Annotated in this window: 14 protein-coding genes; 9 read left to right on the forward strand and 5 right to left on the reverse strand. The window is 65.9% G+C overall.

What is annotated here, in order from left to right; translation table 11 throughout:
• Positions 1-14: 14 nt before the first annotated feature.
• Complete coding sequence (locus GTK01_RS05975) at positions 15-1868, reverse strand: M3 family oligoendopeptidase (RefSeq protein ID WP_252924946.1); 1854 nt, start codon at positions 1866-1868, stop codon at positions 15-17.
• A 142-nt stretch (positions 1869-2010) separates the two neighbouring features.
• Between GTK01_RS05975 and GTK01_RS05980 the strand changes: the two genes are divergently transcribed.
• On the forward strand, positions 2011-3495 hold the full coding sequence (locus GTK01_RS05980) for a sigma-54 dependent transcriptional regulator (RefSeq protein WP_252924947.1): 1485 nt from the start codon (positions 2011-2013) through the stop codon (positions 3493-3495).
• A 199-nt stretch (positions 3496-3694) separates the two neighbouring features.
• Positions 3695-5509 carry a DUF882 domain-containing protein gene (locus GTK01_RS05985; protein WP_371924279.1) on the forward strand — a complete coding sequence of 605 codons (1815 nt, stop codon included), beginning with the start codon at positions 3695-3697 and terminating at the stop codon, positions 5507-5509.
• A 322-nt stretch (positions 5510-5831) separates the two neighbouring features.
• Here the strand turns inward: GTK01_RS05985 and GTK01_RS05990 are convergent, their stop codons facing one another.
• Together GTK01_RS05990 and GTK01_RS05995 are read right to left on the reverse strand one after the other, a co-directional pair.
• Complete coding sequence (locus tag GTK01_RS05990) at positions 5832-6473, reverse strand: 2-dehydro-3-deoxy-phosphogluconate aldolase (protein ID WP_252924948.1); 642 nt, start codon at positions 6471-6473, stop codon at positions 5832-5834.
• Positions 6474-6522: 49 nt separating this feature from the next.
• On the reverse strand, positions 6523-7380 hold the full coding sequence (locus GTK01_RS05995; protein WP_252924949.1) for an N-acetylmuramidase domain-containing protein: 858 nt from the start codon (positions 7378-7380) through the stop codon (positions 6523-6525).
• A 100-nt stretch (positions 7381-7480) separates the two neighbouring features.
• On the opposite strand from GTK01_RS05995, the gene GTK01_RS06000 reads away from it, so the two are divergent.
• The 3 genes from GTK01_RS06000 (at position 7481) to GTK01_RS06010 (ending at position 10094) form a co-directional block, all read left to right on the forward strand.
• Positions 7481-8404, forward strand: coding sequence for a rhodanese-related sulfurtransferase (locus GTK01_RS06000; RefSeq protein WP_252924950.1), 924 nt, complete (start codon positions 7481-7483; stop codon positions 8402-8404).
• 90 nt (positions 8405-8494) lie between these two features.
• On the forward strand, positions 8495-9253 hold the full coding sequence (locus GTK01_RS06005; RefSeq protein WP_252924951.1) for a tellurite resistance TerB family protein: 759 nt from the start codon (positions 8495-8497) through the stop codon (positions 9251-9253).
• A 58-nt stretch (positions 9254-9311) separates the two neighbouring features.
• Positions 9312-10094 carry an alpha/beta hydrolase gene (locus GTK01_RS06010; protein ID WP_252924952.1) on the forward strand — a complete coding sequence of 261 codons (783 nt, stop codon included), beginning with the start codon at positions 9312-9314 and terminating at the stop codon, positions 10092-10094.
• A 59-nt stretch (positions 10095-10153) separates the two neighbouring features.
• Here GTK01_RS06010 and GTK01_RS06015 read toward each other — a convergent pair whose 3' ends face one another.
• Positions 10154-10768 (reverse strand): TetR/AcrR family transcriptional regulator, encoded by a 615-nt coding sequence (locus GTK01_RS06015; protein ID WP_252924953.1) that lies wholly within the window; start codon positions 10766-10768, stop codon positions 10154-10156.
• A gap of 122 nt (positions 10769-10890) precedes the next feature.
• On the opposite strand from GTK01_RS06015, the gene GTK01_RS06020 reads away from it, so the two are divergent.
• The 4 genes from GTK01_RS06020 (at position 10891) to GTK01_RS06035 (ending at position 14966) form a co-directional block, all read left to right on the forward strand.
• Complete coding sequence (locus GTK01_RS06020) at positions 10891-11340, forward strand: ABA4-like family protein (RefSeq protein WP_252924954.1); 450 nt, start codon at positions 10891-10893, stop codon at positions 11338-11340.
• Positions 11337-12173 carry a hypothetical protein gene (locus tag GTK01_RS06025; RefSeq protein WP_252924955.1) on the forward strand — a complete coding sequence of 279 codons (837 nt, stop codon included), beginning with the start codon at positions 11337-11339 and terminating at the stop codon, positions 12171-12173. Before GTK01_RS06020 ends, GTK01_RS06025 begins: the two co-directional genes overlap by 4 nt.
• A gap of 189 nt (positions 12174-12362) precedes the next feature.
• Entirely contained in the window at positions 12363-13115 is a 753-nt protein-coding gene (locus tag GTK01_RS06030) for an SDR family oxidoreductase (RefSeq protein ID WP_252924956.1), read from the forward strand.
• Between the two features lie 69 nt (positions 13116-13184).
• Positions 13185-14966: an SLC13 family permease gene (locus GTK01_RS06035; RefSeq protein ID WP_252924957.1), complete on the forward strand. Its 1782-nt coding sequence runs from the start codon at positions 13185-13187 to the stop codon at positions 14964-14966.
• On the opposite strand, the gene GTK01_RS06040 is transcribed toward GTK01_RS06035, so the two are convergent.
• The gene (locus GTK01_RS06040) at positions 14944-16125 is read right to left on the reverse strand and encodes a pyridoxal phosphate-dependent aminotransferase (RefSeq protein ID WP_252924958.1); all 1182 of its coding nucleotides are present in this window, start codon (positions 16123-16125) and stop codon (positions 14944-14946) included. The two genes, GTK01_RS06035 and GTK01_RS06040, sit on opposite strands and share 23 nt — an antisense overlap.
• Positions 16126-16203: the final 78 nt, after the last annotated feature.

The following is a 16203-nucleotide window of genomic DNA, read 5'->3' on the forward strand; positions in this document are numbered from 1 at the left end:
CGAAAAATCCGCCGTCAGGCGGTCCGGTCCAGTGCTTCGAGTTCGTGGATCAGACCTTCGATTACCGACAGGCCCTTTTTCCAGAAATCCGGGTCGGTCGCATCGAGCCCGAAGGGGGCGAGGAGTTCGGCGTGGTGCTTCGTGCCGCCGGCCTTCAGGAGGGCGAAGTACTTTTCCTGGAAGCCGGGCTCAGCCGACTGGTAGACGCCGTAGAGCGAGTTCACCAGGCAGTCGCCGAACGCGTAGGCGTAGACGTAGAAGGGCGAGTGGATGAAGTGGGGGACGTAGGCCCAGAAGGTCTCGTAGCCCTCGCGGATGCGGATCGCGGGACCAAGGCTTTCTGCCTGCACCTCAAGCCAGAACTGGCCGAGCTGGTCGGGCGTCAATTCGCCGTTCCTGCGCTCCGTGTGCACCTTGCGCTCGAACTCGTAGAAAGCGATCTGGCGCACCACGGTGTTGATCATGTCCTCCACCTTTTGCGCCAGCATCGCCTTGCGCTCGGCCTTGTCGGTGGTGCGGTCGAGAAGAGAGCGGAAGGTCAGCATCTCGCCGAAAACGGAGGCCGTTTCCGCAAGCGTCAGCGGGGTCGATGCCATCAACGCGCCCTGATCGGCGGCAAGCACCTGGTGGACGCCGTGGCCGAGCTCATGCGCGAGCGTCATCACGTCGCGCGGCTTGCCCATGTAGTTCATCATCACATAGGGGTGCACCGACGGCACGGTCGGGTGCGCGAAGGCGCCGGGCGACTTGCCGGGGCGCACGGCGGCGTCGATCCAGTTGCGATCGAAAAAGCGGCCGGCGATCTCGGCCATCTGCGGGTCGAATCCCTCATAGGCGGAGAGGATCGTCCGGCGGGCGTCCTCCCACGAGATGACCGCCTTCGGCGTCTCGGGCAGGGGGGCGTTGCGGTCCCAGTGGTTCATCTGCTCCATGCCGAGCCACTTCGCCTTCATCGCGTAGTAGCGGTGCGACAGGCGCGGATAGGCTTCGCGGACGGCCAAGGCGAGCGCGTCGACGACCTCGCGCTCGACGCGGTTGGCCAGATGGCGCGAATCCGCGATGTCCTTGAAGCCGCGCCAGCGGTCGGAGATTTCCTTGTCCTTGGCGAGCGTGTTGGTGATCAGCGTGAAGGTGCGCAGATTGTCCTTGAACACCTTGGCCAGCGCATGGGCCGCTTCCTCGCGGATAGCCGGGTCCGCGTCCTGCAGCTTGTTCAAGGTCGGCTCGAGCGGCAGCGTCTCGCCGCCGACCTCGAAACGCAGTGACGTCATGGTTTCGTCGAACAGCCGGTTCCAGGCGCCGCGGCCGGTGACGGATTTTTCGTGGAAGAGCTGCTCGATGCGGTCCTCGAGCTGGTAGGGCTTGTCGAGCCTGAGATCGACGACCCAGGGGCGGTATCGGCCGAAGGACGCGTCGGCTTCGAGCGCGGCGTCGATCAGCGCGTCGTCGAGGCGGTTCATCTCCAGCGTGAAGAAGAGGAGGTGCGAGGAGGCGTCGGTGAGCTTTTCCTGGACATCGCCGTAAAGCTTGGCGCGCTTCGGATCGGACGTGTCGCCGGTATAGAGGAGCGCGGCATAGGAGGCGACCTTGCCGATCAGCTCTTCCAGCGCCTCGTACTCGGCCATCGCGCGGCCAAGGCCGCCGGCCGCGCCCTTCTCGGCCTCATCCTTGAGCTTGCCCTTCCAGTTCGCCTCGAACGTTTCGGCATCGGTGCGGGCGCGGGCGATGTCAGCCTTGAGCTCGGGCGCATCCATGGACGGGTAGAGATCTGCGAGGTTCCACTCGGGCAGGTTGCCGAATTCGGTCTCGGCGCGGGCGGCGGAGGCCGGGGCGCAGACGGGCGCGAGCGGCGATGGCGAAGATTTCATTGAATTTCCTCGTGGAGCGAGCCGGTTTAGGCGCTGCCGGTAAGGGTTCGTTCACCGGTCTTCTTGAGCGCCTGTTCATGGAGTTGTGCCAGTGTGGAGCAACTAAACCGGGATAGGCAACGCAAAAAATCGCGCGGGCGGCATGACAGGCAGCATTCTCATCATCGACGACGATCCGGTCCAGCGCCGGCTGGTGGAGGCGGTCGTCACGCGCTGCGGCCACGGGGCGTTGACGGCTGAGAACGGGCGGCTCGGTCTTGAATGCCTGCAGGCTGCGCGCGCCGGTGAGATCGAGGCCGTAGTGCTCGACCTTGCCATGCCGGAGATGACCGGTATCGAAGTGCTCGAAGCGATGGGCCGGGCGGGGATCACAACGCCCGTCATCGTCCAGACCGCGCAGGGCACGATCGACACGGCGGTTTCCGCCATGCGGCTCGGCGCGTTCGACTTCGTGGTCAAGCCGGTCGGGCCCGATCGCCTGAAAGGCGCGGTCGAGGCGGCTATCAAGTTCGGCGCGCTTGCAGGCAAAGCGCGGACGCGCAAGTCGGGACCGGGCGCCGAGCGACGGATCGGGCTCGATGAAATCGGAGCGTCGCCGGCAATGCAGCGCACGGCAGCGCTCGCCCGCAAGGCGGCGGCGACGGATATGCCGATCCTCATCGAGGGCGAAACCGGCGTCGGCAAGGAAGTGCTGGCTCGCGCCATCCGGGCAGCGGGGCCGCGGGCAGGCAAGCCCTTCGTCACCGTCAATTGTGGCGCCATCCCGGAAAATCTCGTCGAAAGCATTCTGTTCGGCCACGAGAAGGGCGCGTTCACCGGCGCGACCGAGAAGCATCTGGGCAAATTCCTGGAGGCAGATGGCGGCACGCTCTTTCTCGACGAGGTCGGCGAACTGCCACCCGAAGCGCAGGTGAAACTGCTGCGCGCCATCCAGGAAGGCGAAGTCGATCCGGTGGGCGCGCGGCACACGATCAAGGTCGACGTGCGGCTGATCTCGGCCACCAACCGCGACCTGGCGAAGCGCATGGCGGAAGGGCTCTTCCGCGAGGACCTCTACTATCGGCTGAATGTGCTGGCCATCCCGGTGCCCCCGCTTCGAGCGCGAACGAGTGAAATCGCTGAACTGGCGGGGATATTCGTCGACCAGGCAAGATCAGCGGCGCAGATCGGCGTATCGGGACTGTCAAAGGATGCACTCAAACTGCTCGCAGCCTATGATTGGCCGGGAAATATCAGGCAGTTGCAAAATGTGATCTTCCGCGCCGCCGTGCTTGCCGAGGGCGACCGGCTGGAAGTGTCTGATTTCGCGCAAATTGCCTCCGAAATAGGCACGATACGGCCCGCGGAGCCGCCGCGCGCCGACGTGCCGTCGCACGTCGTCGAAGTTCCAGCGCAAGTGTCTGAAACAATAGACGAAATGTCGCTTCCGTTACTGGATTCGCGGGGCGAGATGCGCTCGTTGGCCGAACTGGAGCGGGAGACCATCCAGGCCGCCATCGACCACTATGACGGCCGGCTTTCGGAAGTGGCGCGCAGGCTCGGCATCGGCCGATCGACGCTCTATCGCAAGCTCAAAGAGATGGGGATCGATGCCGACGAAGGCCGCGTCGGGCGGCTCGCATCTTGACGGTGCCCCAAGGTTAGCGATAGCGCTTTTCGCCGGCAGTCGACCACAGTTTTGCCATCCGCGTCGCTTCCATTCGCCGCGTCTGCCAAACGTGAACGGCTCCACTAAGTGCTGATTAACCATTAGCGCTGATATTTGGACGACAATTGCCGTCCGGAATCGGTCCGGGGACACTCAACAGCCGACAAGGCGAGATGTTTTGATCAGTATCGCTGGAATGCCCAACACTCGGCAGATCAAGAGCGGCGGTTTCGTCCGCCGGGCCATGCAGGCCTTGATGATCGCCTTTGCCTTCTCCTTTTGCGCGACGGCCAATGCCGATGCGCAGACGCGCACGCTGAAGCTCTTCAACATCCACACCAAGGAACGCGCGGACATCACGTTCAAGCGCGGCAACCGGTTCGACCAGAACGGCCTGAACCAGGTGAACCGCTTCCTGCGCGACTGGCGCCAGAACGAGCCGACCAAGATGGACCCGCGCGTCATCGACCTGTTGTGGGAAGTCTACCAGCAGGTGGGCGGGCGCGAGCCGATCCACGTCGTGTCGGCCTATCGCTCGCCGAAGACCAACGGCATGCTGCGCTCGCGCTCCTCGGGTGTCGCCGAGAAGAGCCAGCACACGCTCGGCAAGGCGATCGACTTCTACATCCCCGGCGTCAAGCTCTCGACGCTGCGTGCGGTGGGGCTGCGCATGGAAGGCGGCGGCGTTGGATACTACCCGACCTCGGGCGCGCCATTCGTGCATATGGATGTCGGCAATGTGCGCCACTGGCCGCGCATGCGCCGCAACGACCTGATGGCCGTCTTCCCCGACGGCAAGACCATTCACGTGCCGACCGACGGCAAGCCGCTGCCCGGCTACAAGCAGGCCCTGGCCGCCTATGAATCGCGCAAGCGCTCCGGCGGCTTCGCGGTTGCCAGCGCCGGTGGTGGCGGTGGCGGTGGCGGCGGATTGCTGGCAACGCTCTTCGGTGGCGGCGGCGGAGCCGACGACGAGGAAGACGTCGCGGTTGCAGCCGCGCCTGCACAGGCCGCGCCGCAGCGCCGCGAGGCTGCGCCGACGCCCGCTGCACCCGTCGCGGAAACGCCCGAGACAATCATCGCCGCCCTGCCGACGCGCGCCGTGCCAGTGCCGCTGTCCGCGCCTCGCCCGCAGGCCGAGGTCGGCGCCCTGCCGGCCGCGCCGACCGTGGCGGCCGCCGCAATGGAAGACCGTTTCGACGCCTCAGGCGCCGTGCCTGACGAAGCCGCCGCGAGCGAGACTGAAATCGCGCTCAACGTTCCGCTGCCCACGCGCCGGCCCGACTATACGCCGGCACCGCAGGAGGCCGCCGACGCCCTGGTTGCCTCGATCAAGACGCCGGAGGCCGGCGTTCCGATCGCAGCACTTCTTGCCGAGCGCCCCAACCCGAACGGTTCGGAAGCGATCAGCCAGATCCTCAAGGAAGAGCCCAAGCTGGCGAGCGCCGACACGCAGGTCGTGTCGGCCGAGCCGGCCGTGGGCGACGGGCGTACGGCGGGCGAGATTTTCGCACTCGCTGCCTTGCCGGAAGTGGCGCCGGCCGAGCCGTTCGATCTCGACGCGTCGCGCCGCGCCAATGGCATCGACGCCAAGGAGGCCGCTCAGGCGATCAAGCAGCAGCAGGTCGCCGCGCTCGAATCCTCTCCGCGTGCGGCGCTGATCGCGCGCGCCGAAGGAACCTCTCCGATGCACGCGATCGAATCGGGCGTGCGCACCACCGCCAAGCTCGGCAAGCCGAAGGCAGGGGACGCGCAGGCGCGCCGTTCACGCAATGTCGAGGCCACGCCCGCCGTCGCGCGCTGGGCGCTTGAGCCGGGCCGCGTCGAGCAGGTACAGACCGGCACCACCGCGCCGTCCTTCGCCTACAACATCGTGCGCACGCCGCCCGCGCAGATCTACACGGCCGGCTTCCAGCAAAGCGATGTGCAGCCCGACGCGAGTCGTTTCTCGGGCAAGGCAGTGCAGTTCATGTCGGTGGCCAGGTTCAACTAGGCGCCGCTGAAAGGTCTAAACTGAAAACGGCAGCCAGCGGCTGCCGTTTTCAGTTTTTCCGAGGGGACCCCCACCCTTTATCCCTCCCCACAAGAGGGAGGGAGGGCGTCAACGGTGCGTGCGCCCGTCGGGGTTGATACTTGGCTGAAGGTGAGCTGGAGGCTGAGGACGCCCTTCTTACACGGAAGAGGGGGATGTTCTTCTTATGGTGGGCTGCACCTGTCTCCCTCCCCACAAAGGCGGAGGATCCAGGATGGGCGTCATCTTCAAAGGAAACCGACACCCGATCGTCGGGCAGAAGTTCGACGCGGAGCCGCCTGGACTACGGCCGCAGCGCTGCCGCCTCTCGTGACAGCCGTTCCACCTCGGCCCAGTCGCCAGCCTTGACGGCGGCGTCCGGCACGACCCAGGAGCCGCCCACGCAGGCGACGTTGGGGAGGACGAGATAGTCTTTGACGTTCGACGGCGAGACGCCGCCCGTGGGACAGAAGACCATGTCCGGCATGGGCGCCGAGATGGCCTTGAGGAAAGCGGCGCCGCCGGATTGCTCGGCGGGAAAGAATTTCAGGAAACCATAGCCTTCCTCGCGCATCGCCATGATTTCGCTCGGCGTGGTCGCGCCGGGCAGGAGCGGGGTTGCGGCGCTGCGGGCGGCGTCCATGAGTTCCTGCGTCGTTCCGGGGCTGACGATGAACTTCGCGCCGGCCTTTTCGGCCGCGACGAACTGCCGGGCGTCGAGGATCGTGCCGGCGCCGACGACGGCATCGGGAACCTCGTCGATGATCAGCCGGATCGCGTCGAGCGCAACCGGGGTGCGCAAGGTGACCTCGATGGCCGGCAGACCGCCCGCAACCAGCGCCCTTGCCATCGGGACCGCATGCGCCAACGCGTCGATGCGGATGACCGGGATGACGGGCTGGGTGCCGACAAGGGCTGAAAGCCGCTCGGCCTGTGATATGGCCATGACGCAATCTCCTTTTTTCAACCGATTTAGCACGGTCGCGGCCTGCGAGTCACCCTCGGGTAAAAAGGGAGCTGAACATTTCAAACATGCGGCCCAGCAGCGTGGGGGACGCCGCCAGCGCGGCAAGGGTGGCGGCATCGGACATGCCGGTGGCCGAGAGCCCGCGGCGGGACTGAAAGGCGAGAAGCGCGCTTTCGGTGGCGGGGCCGAACATGCCGTCGAAGGCAATGTTTGCGCCGTGGGCGACGAGACGGCGCTGGAGAGAACGGACCTGTTCGCCCGTATCGCCTCTTCGAAGCACGGCGCTGCCGGCTGACCAGTCGAGCCGGGCGAGGCGGGCATGCGCGGATGCGACCTTCACGTCGTAGGCGTTGCGCGCGAAGCCGGGGCCATTGTAGCCACGCGCGAAGGCGGCCCAGTCGCGACGAGACAGGGCGTCGGCGAGGCCGGCTTTCTCAATGTAGCGCGCCATGAGCCGCAACTGGCCCTCCGTGCCCGAGCGGGCTTCCGTGACGAGCGCTTCGACCGAGCCGAAGCCGAGCCACGCCCAGTGTGCGCCCATGACCTGACCCATTCCCCATGAGGTGGATTCATCGGCCGCACGGGCATCGATGGCGCGGGCGCGGGCAAGCATTGCCCAGCGGGCCACCTGCGACGCGGGGTTGCGGATCGCGCCCGCAATGGGGGAGGCGAGGCCGGCGGCGCGGGCTTTGGCCTGCGCGGCGCCGGAGAGACGGCGATCGAAATAGTGACCCTCGAGACGGATCAGCGGTTCGCGGCGGCCGTCGATCATCGCATGGGCGACAAGGTCGCTCTCGACCGAAGCAACGGCGGCGAGGGCGTCGGCGTCCAGGCCGAAGGCGCGGGACACGGCAATGAGGGCGGCGCGGATTTCGGGATCGAGCATGGCAATATCCTCTTCGATGGTCGAGGTATATTTTCCTCTCGTTTGCAAGGAGGGGGATAAGTCCGTTGCGCGTTCTTGCCGGACGGCTTATCTGCGCGCCATGCATACCGTTTCCGACATGCCGATCAAGGTCGCCGCGCTCTACCGCTTCGCCCGTCTTCCCGACTGGCGCGAGATGCGCATGCCGTTGCTCGACTTCTGCACGCGGCACGGCGTCAAGGGCACGCTGCTCCTGGCCCATGAGGGGGTCAACGGGACGGTAGCGGGCGCGCCTGACGCGATCGATGCGCTCGTCGCTCATCTGGATGCAATGCCGGCGCTGAGCGGGCTCGACGTCAAATATTCAGGCGCGCGCGAAATGCCGTTCCACCGGATGAAGGTTCGGCTCAAGGCCGAGATCGTGACCATGGGTGTTGCCGGCGTCGATCCCGAGCGCGACGCCGGCACCTATGTCGAGCCGGCCGACTGGAACGCGCTGATCGCCGACCCCGATACGGTCGTGATCGACACGCGCAACGACTATGAGGTCGGGCTCGGCACGTTCGACAGGTCGCTCGATCCGAAGACGGCCAGCTTTCGCGAGTTTCCGCACTGGCTGGAGGCCAATCGGGCCGCGCTGGAGGGCAAGAAGCTGGCGATGTTCTGCACCGGCGGCATTCGCTGCGAAAAGGCGACGGCCTATGCAAAGTCGATCGGGCTGGACGAGGTCTATCATCTCAAGGGCGGCATCCTGCGCTATCTGGAGGAGGTGGCGGAAGCTGCGAGCCGGTGGCAGGGGGAGTGCTTCGTCTTCGACGAACGCGTGGCCGTCGGGCATGGATTGCGCGAAGGAGAGGCCGAGCTTTGCCGCGCCTGCCGGCGGCCCTTGACGCCGCAGGACCGGCGCTCGCCGCTCTTTTCGGAAGGCATCTCCTGTGCGGCCTGCCACGAGGAGCGCTCGCAAGCCGACCGCGAGCGCTATGCCGAGCGCCATCGCCAGGTGGCGCGGGCGAAAACGAAAGGTGCAAGGCATATCGGCGGTTGAGCGCTTTTGCGCGGCCGCATTGCAATTAGACGGGTCGGCCCCTAGCTAATCTCGACTGCCGCAATGGCACGAATAGATGAGGAGAAGCCGATGTTCGACCCGAAGAAGCTCATCGACGGCCTGCTGGGCTCGTCAGGTTCCCTCTCCAAGGGCGGTCTCGGCGGCCTCGGGGGACTGGCCGGCGGCGGTCAGGCAGGTGGGCTGGGCGGCCTTGCCAGCGGCGGCGGGCTCGGCAAGATCGGGCAACTCGCCAAGGACAACCCCATGGCCACGGCAGCGCTGGCGGGGCTTCTTCTTTCCGGCAAGGGGCGCAAGCTCGGCGGCTCGGCGCTCAAGATCGGCGGCATGGCCGCGATCGCCGGCCTGGCCTACAAGGCCTATTCGGACTACCAGAAAGGGCAGCAGCCGCAGGCGACGCCCGCCGCGCGCGAGCCCGAACTCCTGCCGCCGCCTTCCGACACCCCGTTCAACCCCACTCGCGCGCCGCAGGGCGAGGACGCCTTCGCGCTGACCATCGTACGCGCGATGATCGCGGCGGCACGTGCCGACGGTCATATCGACGAGGCGGAGCGCGCAAAGATCGGCGGCCGCATCGGCGGTGCGGGCATCGACGACGAAGCCGAGCAGTTCCTGCTGGCGGAGCTCGACAAGCCCGTCAATCTCGACGACATCGTGCGCGAGGCGCAAAGCGAGGAGCAGCGCGTCGAGATCTACACCGCCGCCCGGCTGACGATCGACCCCGAGACGCGCGCCGAACGCGGCTTTCTCGACCAGCTTGCCGGACGGCTGAACCTGCCGGACGCGCTTGTGGATCATATCGAGGCGAATGTCGCGAGCGTGAAGGTCTAGCGAAACTTTCGCCGCGCATCGGCCGTTGCTGGAAAATCATCTTCCAGCCGCGGTGCCCATGCGCTTCCTCAATGTCCTGCTTTTCGTCGTCCTCATCGTTCTGCCGGGTTGCGGCGGGGTGGTGGGGCTCGTCAATTCCATGTCCGACACGGATGCGGTGGCGGTCGAGACGGGCCGTGCCTACGGCTCGGAGCCACGTCAGCGGTACGACGTCTATCGACCGGTACGCGCCGCGGACGATGCGCCGGTGGTCGTCTTCCTCTATGGCGGAAGCTGGTCGAGCGGGGACCGGGCGATGTATCGGTTCGTCGGCAATGCGCTTGCCGAACAGGGCTTCGTCGCGGCCATTCCTGACTATCGCGTCTATCCGCAGGTGCGTTTCCCGCAATTCGTCGAGGATGCGGCGAGGGCGGTGGCCGCGATCCGGCGCGAGGTGGCGGGTGGACGGCCGGTCGTGCTCGTCGGACACTCGGCGGGCGCGCAGATCGGTGCTCTGCTGGCGCTCGACGAGCGCTATCTCGGCGGCACGGCCTGCGGCACGATTTCCGGCTTCGTCGGCATTGCCGGTCCCTACGACTTCCTGCCGCTGACCAGCGAGCGCTACCGGCGCATCTTTCCCGAAGCGACGCGGGACCAGAGCCAGCCGATCAATTTTGCGGGCGGGCGCGCGCCGGCGAGCTTGTTGCTCCATGGCTCGTCGGATGGGACGGTCGCGGCGCAGGATAGCCGAGACCTGGCGCAGGCGCTTCAGGCGGCGGGTAACCGGGCGGAACTTCGCATCTACGATGCCGTCGGGCACATCAACATCGTCGGCGCCATCGCTTCGCCGCTGCGCGGCTAGGCGCCGACGCTGGCGGATATCAGCCGGTTCGTGCGCGAGCGGGCGGGGCGGCCAGGATGCTAGCGCCTGGGCGCGGAGCGGCGGATGACGGCCGAGATCAGGGCTTCGAGCGCTTGGCGGGGCATATCTGCGGGCAGGTGCAGTTTGCCGCCGATGAGAAGTTCGGAAAGACCGTGGACCATCGCCCAGGCGGCGATGACGTCTTCGCCGGCGGCGGGGTCGGTTGCGTAGTCCCTGCCGGTCATGGCGAGGATGTTGCCGGTCAGCACGGCGAAGGCTTCGCTGCCGGCGTCTGACAGAGGCGGACGCTCGTGGTCGGGGCGGCGCGAGCCGAACATCAGGTGAAAAAGCGCAGGGTTGGCGCAGGCAAAGTCGACATAGCCGACGCCTGAGGCAACGTATTTTTCCTCCAGCCCGCCTTCCGCCCCGGCCATCGCCGTCGTCATCGAGGCGCGAAGGCGGTCAAAGCCTTCGGCGGCCAGCGCCGAGAGGAGCGCATCTGCATCCTTAAAATGATGGGCGGGCGCGGCGTGGGAGACGCCTGCACGCTTGGCACAACCACGCAGCGAAAAGGCTTCGAGACCTTTTTCCGCCAGTTCGGCCTCTGCGGCGGCAATGAGCGTCTGGCGCAGGTCGCCATGGTGGTAGGTCTTGCGGGTCTGCGGCGGTTTCAAGTCAGTCTCCGATCTTCCCTTACATGGCCACAATCTTCGATGTTGACAATGTCAAGATATCTGGCAGTCTTAATCTTGACGCTGTCAAGTCTGTCGATGGGCGCGGGATCGAGGAGGATGCCATGAGTGCCGACCTGATTTTCCAGTATGCCACGCTGATCGCGGTCGCCGGCTGGGCGACGCTGCTGATCAGTCCATTGATCCCGCGCATCAGCGATCTTGTCGCCGCCTATACGATGCCGGCGCTGATCTCGGTCGCCTATGCAGGGCTGATCCTTGCTTTCTGGACGCGGGCGCAGGGCGGGTTCGGGTCGCTCGACGAAGTTGCGCAACTCTTTCAGACGCGCGAGATCCTTCTGGCCGGCTGGCTGCACTACCTTGCCTTTGATCTCTTCGTCGGCGCGTGGATCGTGCGGCGCGGGCGTGTCGACGGCGTGCCGTTCTGGCTCGTGCTGCCCTGCCTGCCGCTGACATTCCTGTTCGGCCCTGTCGGTTATCTCGCTTTCGTTGCCATCCGCGCCATACGGATTCAGGTTCGTGCCGCGCCCGCCATCGAGGGACGGCGACCATGACGACGCTCGCACTCGACGGTCGCGATTCGCCGCCGCTGACGCTCAATTCGCTTCTTGGCTCGGAACGCGCACTCGCCGCGCTCGGATTGCTGCTGCTTGCGCTTTTGCCCCCGACGCTTTTCGCCGGCCTCGTCGACGGACGGATGACCAACGACGTCACGGTCTGGTCGAAGCCGGTGAAGTTCCAGGTGGCGCTTGGTGTCTATGTTCTGACGCTCGCCTTCTTCGCCCGCTGGCTGCCGGAAGGCACGCAGCAAAAGGGCTGGTATCGGATCTATATCGGCGCGGTGATCGGCGCGATCGGGCTCGAGACGATCTGGCTGATGGCAGCAGCGGCGAATGGCGTGCCTGCGCATTTCAACGAGACGCCTGTCGGCGAGGTCATCTACATGGCGATGGGCGGTTTCGCGGTCGTCCTGACCTCCGCAAGCGCCGTCTATGCCTGGCAGATCGGCCGCAACCGCCAGACGGAACTGGCGCCGGTCGTCAAGGAAAGCATCGTCGCGGGACTGGCGCTCGTCCTGCCGCTGACGGTGATCACCGCTGGAACGATGAGCGCATTCGGCGGCCACTGGGTCGGCGGCGTGCGGTCCGATGCCGCCGGGCTCGCCATCTTCGGCTGGGCGCGGGACGGGGGCGACCCGCGCGTGGCGCATTTCTTCTCGACCCATGCGATGCACTTCCTGCCCGTGGCCGGCCTTGGGTCGCTGGTGGTCTTCGGGCGGGACGAGGTCAGGCCGATCCGCGTGGCCACGATCCTTCTCGTCGCGCTGGTGGCGTTCACCTTCGTGCAGGCGTTGGCTGGGCGGCCCTTCCTTGGCTTTCTGGGATGAGGGGCATCGCGCAGTTAACCTTCGGTTAAGCTTCGTATCGCATTCTTAACGAACGAATCGGACGTTCCTCCTCCTCCCAAGCACCGATTCCAAACTCAGGCGGCCGCAAATGGCCGCCTTCCTTTGTGTCCTCCCCTTGCACTGCCTCCATGCTTCTGCAATCCGTCTCTCAACGGAAGGGAACTCGACATGCAGGACAAATTCGCGCTCGTCACCGGCGCGGGCTCCGGTATCGGGCAGGCGGTCGCGACCGCGCTCGTGCGGGCCGGGTGGCACACGATCTTCACCGGACGCCGGCAGGAAAAGCTCGACGCGGCGATGGCCGAAATCGGGCAGGCGCCGGCGCGGGGCCTTGCCATCGCCTGCGACGTCGCGCGCGCCGAACAGGTGGAAAAGCTCTTCGAGCGGGTGGAGGAGGAATTCGGTCGCATCGACCTTCTCTTCAACAATGCCGGCATGGGTTACAAATCGACGCTGATCGACGAGATACCGGTCGACGTGTGGCATGACGTCGTCGACGTCAACCTGACCGGCTCGTTCCTGTGCGCGCGCTCGGCTTTCGGCCTGATGCGCCGGCAACGCCCGATGGGTGGGCGGATCATCAACAACGGGTCGATCTCCGCTTACGCGCCGCGGCCGGGTTCGGTGCCCTACACCGCCACCAAGCACGCGATCACCGGCCTGACCAAGACGCTGGCGCTCGACGGGCGCGCCTTCGACATTGCCTGCGGGCAGATCGACATCGGCAATGCCTTCACCGAAATGGCCGCTCCGATGGCGCAAGGCGTGCCGCAGGCCAATGGCGAGATCGCGCCGGAAGCGGTGATGGACGTGCGCCATGTGGCCGACGCGGTTCTTCACATGGCGAGCCTGCCGCTCGACGCCAACGTCCTTTTCATGAACGTGATGGCGACGAAGATGCCGTTCGTCGGCCGCGGATAATTTTTGGCCTGGCGGACCCGGCTGCGCCATTTGCGCGTTGGGTGGCGAAATCGGGGTCATGAGGAAATGATGGCGGGAATTTTCGGCGGTTACGAAGCGACCGTGTCGCTTGTGCTGGTCGGCTTGCTGTTTGCGATGTTTGTCTGGGAAAAATACCCTGCCGACGTCACGGCGGCGGCGGGCGCGGCGGTGTTCATTGTGCTCGGCTTCGTGCCCGCAGACCAGGCGATGGGCGTGTTTTCCAACTCCGCGCCGCTGACGATCGGCGCAATGTTCGTCCTGACCGGCGCGCTGGTCAGGACAGGCGTTCTGGAAACCGTCGCCGGGCTGGTTCTGGAGCGGGCCAAGAAGCATCCCATGCTGGCCCTCGCCCTTTTCCTGATTGCGACGCTGGCGGCTTCCGCCTTCATGAACAACACGCCGGTCGTGCTGGTACTGATCCCCATCGTGATCCGGCTGGCAGGAGCGCTCGACATCGCCTCGACGCGGCTTCTCATCCCGATTTCCTATGCGGCGATCCTCGGCGGCACGCTGACGCTGATCGGCACGTCGACCAATTTGCTCGTCGACGGCGTGGCGCGCGAGCAGGGGCTGGAGCCCTTTTCCATCTTCGAGATTACACCGATCGGAATCGTGACCGCGCTGACGGGCGTCTTGACGATGCTGGTGCTCGGCAGATTCCTGTTGCCTGACCGGCGCGAGGAGGGCGGCGAGGCGGTCCAGGAAGAGGAAGCGGAATTTCTCTCCGAGGTCACGGTTCTCGCCGATGGCGCCTATACCGAAAAGCCGATCAAGGACATCGCCGACTTCAAGCAGCCGGGACTGCGCATTACCGGCGTGCGCTCGGAAGGCCGCACCGTGCGCAAGGATGTCGGCGACATTGTCCTGAAGAAGAACGACGCGCTGATCATCGTCGCCAAGTCGTCGGAACTTCTGACCCTCAGCGAAAAGGAAGGGCTGCGCGTCGGGCAGCGTCGCGGGGTGGTGCGCGAGGGCGAGCAGATCGCGGTCGAGGCCGTCGTCGCGCCGGGCCGCTACAGCCAGGGCACGCGCCTTTCCGGCCTGTCGCTCGGACGGCGCTTCGGCGTGCGCATCCTGGGTGTCCACCGCCATCGGCACGTGCCCGGGCCCGACCTTGGCAGCGTCATGCTGCGTCCGGCCGACCGGCTGCTGCTTGAAGGCACGTCGGAGGGGCTCGACGAACTCTCCGACCAGCACGATCTCGTTTCGGTGACGCGCTCGACCGCGCGCGCGTTCCGGCGAACCAAGGCGCCGCTGGCGCTGCTGGCGCTGGGTCTCGTCGTCGTGCTCGCCGCGTTCAACGTCATGGATATCGGCCTGCTGGCAATGATCGCGGTCGCCGCCATCCTGGTCCTGCGCTGCATCGATGCGGACGAGGCTTGGGGTTCGATCGACGGCGCGATCCTGATCCTGATCTTCTCGATGCTGATCGTCGGGCAGGGGCTGCAGAACACAGGCGCCGTCACCATGATCGTGGAGGGGCTGACGCCGCTGATGTCGACCGTCTCGCCCTTCGTGCTGCTCTTGATGGTCTACGCACTCGCCTCGACGCTGACGGAATGCGTGACGAACAACGCCGTTGCCGTGCTGGTGACGCCGATCGTGATCGGGCTGGGTCAACAGCTCGGCGTCGAGCCGCGCGCTCTGGTCGTCGCGGTGATGTTCGGCGCGAGCGCCAGCTTTGCGACGCCGATCGGCTACCAGACCAACACGCTGGTCTACGGCGCCGGCAACTACCGTTTCTCGGATTTCGTCAAGATCGGCCTGCCGATGAACGTCCTCGTCGGCATCGCGACCTGTTTTGCGATCAGTTGGTATTACGGCCTTTGAGAAACGTGGAAATCCGCTCGAGAGCCCGCAGGATGTTTTCCTCCGAGTTGGCGTAGGAAAGGCGGATGTAGCCTTCGCCGAGCGTGCCGAAATCGGGCCCGCCGATGAGGGCGACGCCGGCTTCCTCGAGCAGCGCGGAGGCAAGCTTCTTCGCCTGCCAGCCGGTCTGCGCGATATTCGGGAACGCGTAGAATGCACCCTTGGGCGTGATGCAGGAGATGCCGTCGATCTCGTTCAGGCCTTCCACCACCAATTTGCGGCGGCGGTCGAAGGCGCGCATCATCGTCTCCACCTCGTCCTGCGGGCCGTCGATGGCGGCGATGCCCGCATATTGCGATGGAGCGTTGACGCAGGACCAGCAATTGACGGCGAGCTTGCGCACCTTCCCGTAAAGCGAATCCGGCCAGATCGACCAGCCCATGCGCCAGCCGGTCATTGCCCAGGTCTTCGACCAGCCGTTGAGAACGATCAGCCGGTCGCGGATTTCGGGGAATTGCAGGAGCGACGTCGCAGTCTCGCCGTCATAGGTCATGACGTCGTAGATTTCGTCGGAGAGGATCGCGACATGCGGGTGGGCGGCAAGGCCGGCGACGAGCTTTTCGATCTGCGCGCGCGGCGTGACGCCGCCGGTGGGGTTGGCGGGCGAGTTGAGGATCAGGAGCCGGGTCTGGGGCGTGATCAGCGCCAGCGTCTCCTCGGCGGAGAAGGCGAAGCCGTTTTCCTCGCGGATCGGCACCGGCACCGACTTTGCGCCGGTGTAGTCGATCATCGACTTGTAGATGGGAAAGCCCGGATCGGGGTAGAGGATCTCGGTTCCCGGCTCGCCGAACATCAGGATCGCTGCGTACATCGTCGGCTTGCCGCCGGGCATGATCATCAAGCTTTCGGGCGAGATCTCGACGCCGGTTGTCGTGAGCGTGCGGCGGGCGACCGCTTCGCGCGTGGCGAGAAGGCCGGTCGCGGGCGTATAGCCGTGATGGCCGTCGCGCAGGGCCTTCACCGCCGCCTCGACGATGTGCTCGGGCGTGCGGAAATCGGGCTGGCCGATGCCCAGATTGACGACGTCCTTGCCGGACTGGGAAAGTTCCGTCGCGCGGGCCAGAACGGCGAAGGCGTTTTCCTCGCCTATGCGGTCGAATGCGGAAATCGTCTGGAGCATATGTTCGCCAAGCCTCCCGTCTTGCAGATCGGGCTCGTTTGTGGGAGCGCTGGACGGCAATGTCAAACGGGAGAGGCG

This window comes from Aliihoeflea sp. 40Bstr573 (genome assembly GCF_024105655.1).
GTDB lineage: Bacteria > Pseudomonadota > Alphaproteobacteria > Rhizobiales > Rhizobiaceae > Aliihoeflea.

Coding starts and splice junctions, on each gene's coding strand:
- GTK01_RS05975 (WP_252924946.1), bottom strand. CDS start 1,868: ATGAAATCTTCGCCATCGCCGCTCGCGCCCGTCTGCGCCCCGGCCTCC.
- GTK01_RS05980 (WP_252924947.1), top strand. CDS start 2,011: ATGACAGGCAGCATTCTCATCATCGACGACGATCCGGTCCAGCGCCGG.
- GTK01_RS05990 (WP_252924948.1), bottom strand. CDS start 6,473: ATGGCCATATCACAGGCCGAGCGGCTTTCAGCCCTTGTCGGCACCCAG.
- GTK01_RS05995 (WP_252924949.1), bottom strand. CDS start 7,380: ATGCTCGATCCCGAAATCCGCGCCGCCCTCATTGCCGTGTCCCGCGCC.
- GTK01_RS06000 (WP_252924950.1), top strand. CDS start 7,481: ATGCATACCGTTTCCGACATGCCGATCAAGGTCGCCGCGCTCTACCGC.
- GTK01_RS06005 (WP_252924951.1), top strand. CDS start 8,495: ATGTTCGACCCGAAGAAGCTCATCGACGGCCTGCTGGGCTCGTCAGGT.
- GTK01_RS06010 (WP_252924952.1), top strand. CDS start 9,312: ATGCGCTTCCTCAATGTCCTGCTTTTCGTCGTCCTCATCGTTCTGCCG.
- GTK01_RS06020 (WP_252924954.1), top strand. CDS start 10,891: ATGAGTGCCGACCTGATTTTCCAGTATGCCACGCTGATCGCGGTCGCC.
- GTK01_RS06025 (WP_252924955.1), top strand. CDS start 11,337: ATGACGACGCTCGCACTCGACGGTCGCGATTCGCCGCCGCTGACGCTC.
- GTK01_RS06030 (WP_252924956.1), top strand. CDS start 12,363: ATGCAGGACAAATTCGCGCTCGTCACCGGCGCGGGCTCCGGTATCGGG.
- GTK01_RS06035 (WP_252924957.1), top strand. CDS start 13,185: ATGGCGGGAATTTTCGGCGGTTACGAAGCGACCGTGTCGCTTGTGCTG.
- GTK01_RS06040 (WP_252924958.1), bottom strand. CDS start 16,125: ATGCTCCAGACGATTTCCGCATTCGACCGCATAGGCGAGGAAAACGCC.